The sequence below is a fragment of the Arthrobacter sp. JCM 19049 genome, assembly GCF_001310435.1.
The window spans coordinates 1-3,588 of sequence record NZ_BAXF01000215.1; the positions used below are offsets into that span (position 1 = coordinate 1).

Genomic DNA, 3,588 nt, shown 5'->3' on the forward strand with positions numbered 1-3,588 from the left:
CTGGACAGCGGCGCCTTCTGGCTGACCGGGCGTCGCTCCAGGTGCCCATCCCGATCAGGTAGTTCGGGCCGCCGGCTTGGTGCCGGCACCAATCGCGGACTTCTTCCAGCCGCCGAAGGCTGGCGCTGCACGATCGCACCGGTGATGCCCCGGTTGACGTACAGGTTGCCGGCCTGGATGTTTTCCAGCCAGTAGGCCAGTTCATCGGCGTCCAGCGAGTGCAGCCCGCTGGTCAGCCGTAGTCGATCTCGTTGACCATGGCCACGGCTTCTTCCAGGGTTTCGGCGGTCATCACGCCGAGGATCGGACCGAAGTACTCGGTCAGGTGGTATTCGCTGCCGCGCTTGACCCCGTAGCGCACGCCCGGGGAGTACAGCTTGCCCGAGTCATCGAGCTCCTTGGGCTCCAAGGCCCAGCGCTCGCCCTCGCCGAGGGTGGTCAGCCCGCGCATCAGCTTCTCCCCGGGCTTGTCGATCACCGGGCCCATCTGGGATTCCGGGTTCCACGGGTAGCCGACGGTCAGCGACTTCACCGCGTCGACCAGCTGGCTGTTGAAGCGGCGGGATTCGGCGACCGAACCGACCAGGATCACCAGCGAGGAGGCCGAGCACTTCTGCCCGGCGTGCCCGAAGGCCGACTGCACGACGTCGCGCGCGGCCAGGTCCAGGTCGGCGTGCGGGGTGACGATGATGGCGTTCTTCCCGGAGGTTTCAGCCAGCAGCGGCAGGTCCTTGCGGAAGGAGCGGAACAGTTCGGCGGTCTCGTAGCCGCCGGTGAGGATCAGGCGGTCCACGCGCGGGTCGCTGACCAGTTCACGGCCCAGGTCGCGCTCGGCCAGGAACACCAGCTGCAGCACGTCCTTGGGCACCCCGGCATCCCACAGCGCCTGCACCATGGTGGCGCCGATGCGGGCGGCCTGGCTGGCCGGCTTGATGATGACCGCCGAGCCGGAGGCCAGCGCGGAGAGGGTCGAGCCGGCGGGGATCGCCATCGGGAAGTTCCACGGCGGGGTCACCACGGTCAGCTTCGAGGGGGTGTAGCTCGCCCCGTCGACGTTCTCCAGCTCCAGGCCGCGCTGGGCGTAGTAGTGGGCGAAGTCGATCGCCTCGGAGACTTCCGGGTCGCCTGGTCCAGGGTCTTGCCGCATTCGGAGCCCATGACCTCCAGCATCAGCCCGCGGCGCTCCTCGAAGAGCGCGCCGGCGCGGTGCAGGATCTCGGCGCGCTTGGCGGCTCCCATGGCCTGCCAGTCGGCGGCGGCGTCCACGCCCATGGCGATGGCCTCATCCAGTTCGGCGGAGGACTTCAGCGTGTTGGCCTTCACCGCGTCGGCGCCGACGGTGGAGTCTTCATGCGTTCCAGGATGCCGCGCGCCCATTCACGGTTCGCGGGCAAATCCGGGTCGGAGTCGGGGGTGTTGAAGAAGTCGCGGTCCCCGCTGATCAGCCCGTCGACGGCGCTGGCCAGGGCCGGGTCGGCCTCCTGGCGGTTCTGCACCCGGTGCGGGCCCGGGACGGTGTCGCCCATGGCGTGCAGCGAGGCCAGGAAGCGCTGCTTCTCGCGCTCAAACAGTTCGCGGCTGGAATCCAGTTCGAAGACCGCGGACATGAAGTTTTCCTGGCTGGCGCCTTCCTCAAGGCGGCGGATCAGGTAGGCGATGGCCACGTCGAATTCCGCGGGGTGCACCACCGGCGTGTAGAGCAGCAGCTTGCCCACGTCGCGGCGCACCGCTTCGGCCTGGCCGGTGGCCATGCCCAGCAGCATCTCGAATTCGATGCCCTCGGTGACCCCGCGGGCCTTGGCCAGCAGCCAGGCCAGGGCGATGTCGAACAGGTTGTGCCCGGCGATGCCGATCTGCACATTGCCGATGTGGTCCGGGCGCAGCGCGTACTCCAGCACCTGCTTGTAGCTGGTGTCCGAGTCCTGCTTGCTGTGCCAGGTGGCCAGCGGCCAGCCGTGCAGGTCCGCCTCCATGGTTTCCATCGGCAGGTTCGCGCCCTTGACCACGCGCACCTTGATCGGGGCCCCGCCCTCGGCGACGCGGGCGGCGGCAAATTCCTGCAGCCCGATCATCGCGCCCAGCGCGTCGGGCAGGTAGGCCTGCAGCACGATGCCGGTGCGCAGGTCCTTGAATTCCTCGCGGGAGAGCAGCTTGGTGTAGACCGCGATGGTCAGCTCCAGGTCCTTGTACTCTTCCATGTCCAGGTTGATGAATTTCTTCGGTGAGGCGTTGTTGGCCTGGCGGTAGAGCGGCACGAGCTTCTCGACGATGTTCTCCACCGCTTCATCGAAGGCCCAGTGGTTGTGCGGGGCGACGGTCGAGGAGACCTTGATCGAGACGTAGTCCACGTCATCGCGGGCCAGCAGCTTCTCGGTGCCGGCGATGCGGCGGGCGGCTTCGCCCTCACCCAGGATGTATTCGCCGAGCAGGTTGACGTTCAGGTCCACCCCTTCGCGGCGGATCTTGGAGATCGACTTGCCCAGCTTCGCATCGGAGGCGTCGATGATCAGGTGCCCGACCATTTCGCGCAGCACGCGCCGGGCGATCGGCACCACGATGCCGGGCATGATCGGGGCCATGGTCCCACCCAGGGCGACGGCCTTGCGCATGTACCAGGGCAGGAAGGAGGGCACCTTGGGGGCCAGCATCTTCAGGTTCGCGGCGGCCACCTTCAAGTCCTCGGGGCGGATGACCCCGTCGACGAATCCGACGGTGAAGTCCAGGCCGTTGGGGTCCTTCAGCACGCCGGCCAGGCGCGCGGCGGCGGCGTCGGCCGGGATTTCGGAGGCCTGCTGCAGCCAGCTCTTGACCAGTTCGATGGCCTCGTCGGCCAGTTCGGTTGGCTGGACGAGGGCGCTGCCGTCGGCGGCCTGCGCCGGGGGAATGTTCTTGGGGATGTGGCTAGTGACTGACACGTTGCGCCTTTCCTAATGCTTCATCTGATTGGACCGGAGCACCAACGCATCTTTCGTTCTGGGACCGGCCGGGGACGGGTGGGTTCCGATGCGGCGTCTTGCTGCGAAAAAGCTGTGTGCACTAAGAGTATGGCCCTTAAATCAGTTCAGGAAAAGTGAACAAAACTTAACTATTCCATTCGGTTTTCCCAAGGTATCGTTGGGGGTGCCGAAACCCCGGTTTTTCCCGGGTTCCCTAGGGCGAAAGGTACGAGGAACATGCTGGAAATGCGCCGTCTGCGCCTGCTGCGCGAACTGAGCCTGCGCGGCACGATCGCGGAGGTTGCCTACGAGCTGAGCTACTCCCCTCATCGGTTTCCCAGCAGCTGAGCCTGCTGGAGGCGGAGGCCGGGTGAAGCTGCTGCAGCGCAACGGGCGCACCCTGAGCCTCACGCCCCAGGCACAGGTGCTGGTCGCGCACACCGAGCAGCTGCTGGACTCGATGGAGCGGGCCGAGGCGGACCTGTCCGCGACCCTGTCCACCGTCTCGGGAACGGTGCGCCTGGCCGTGTTCCAGACCGCGATGCTGGCGATCCTGCCCGGGGCGCTGGGCCAGCTGCGCCAGCAGCACCCGCACCTGCGCGTGGAGATGAGCCAGCAGGAGCCCGAACGCGCCCTGCATGAGACCGCGGCG

General features: G+C 67.2%; 2 pseudogenes. One reads left to right on the forward strand and one right to left on the reverse strand.

The features are described 5' to 3' along the window. Window positions 1-2,897, reverse strand: a pseudogene (locus tag JCM19049_RS09700) (bifunctional proline dehydrogenase/L-glutamate gamma-semialdehyde dehydrogenase); the annotation flags it as partial. Between the two features lie 276 nt (window positions 2,898-3,173). On the opposite strand from JCM19049_RS09700, the pseudogene JCM19049_RS09705 reads away from it, so the two are divergent. Next, window positions 3,174-3,588 (forward strand): annotated as a pseudogene (locus JCM19049_RS09705) (LysR family transcriptional regulator); the annotation flags it as partial.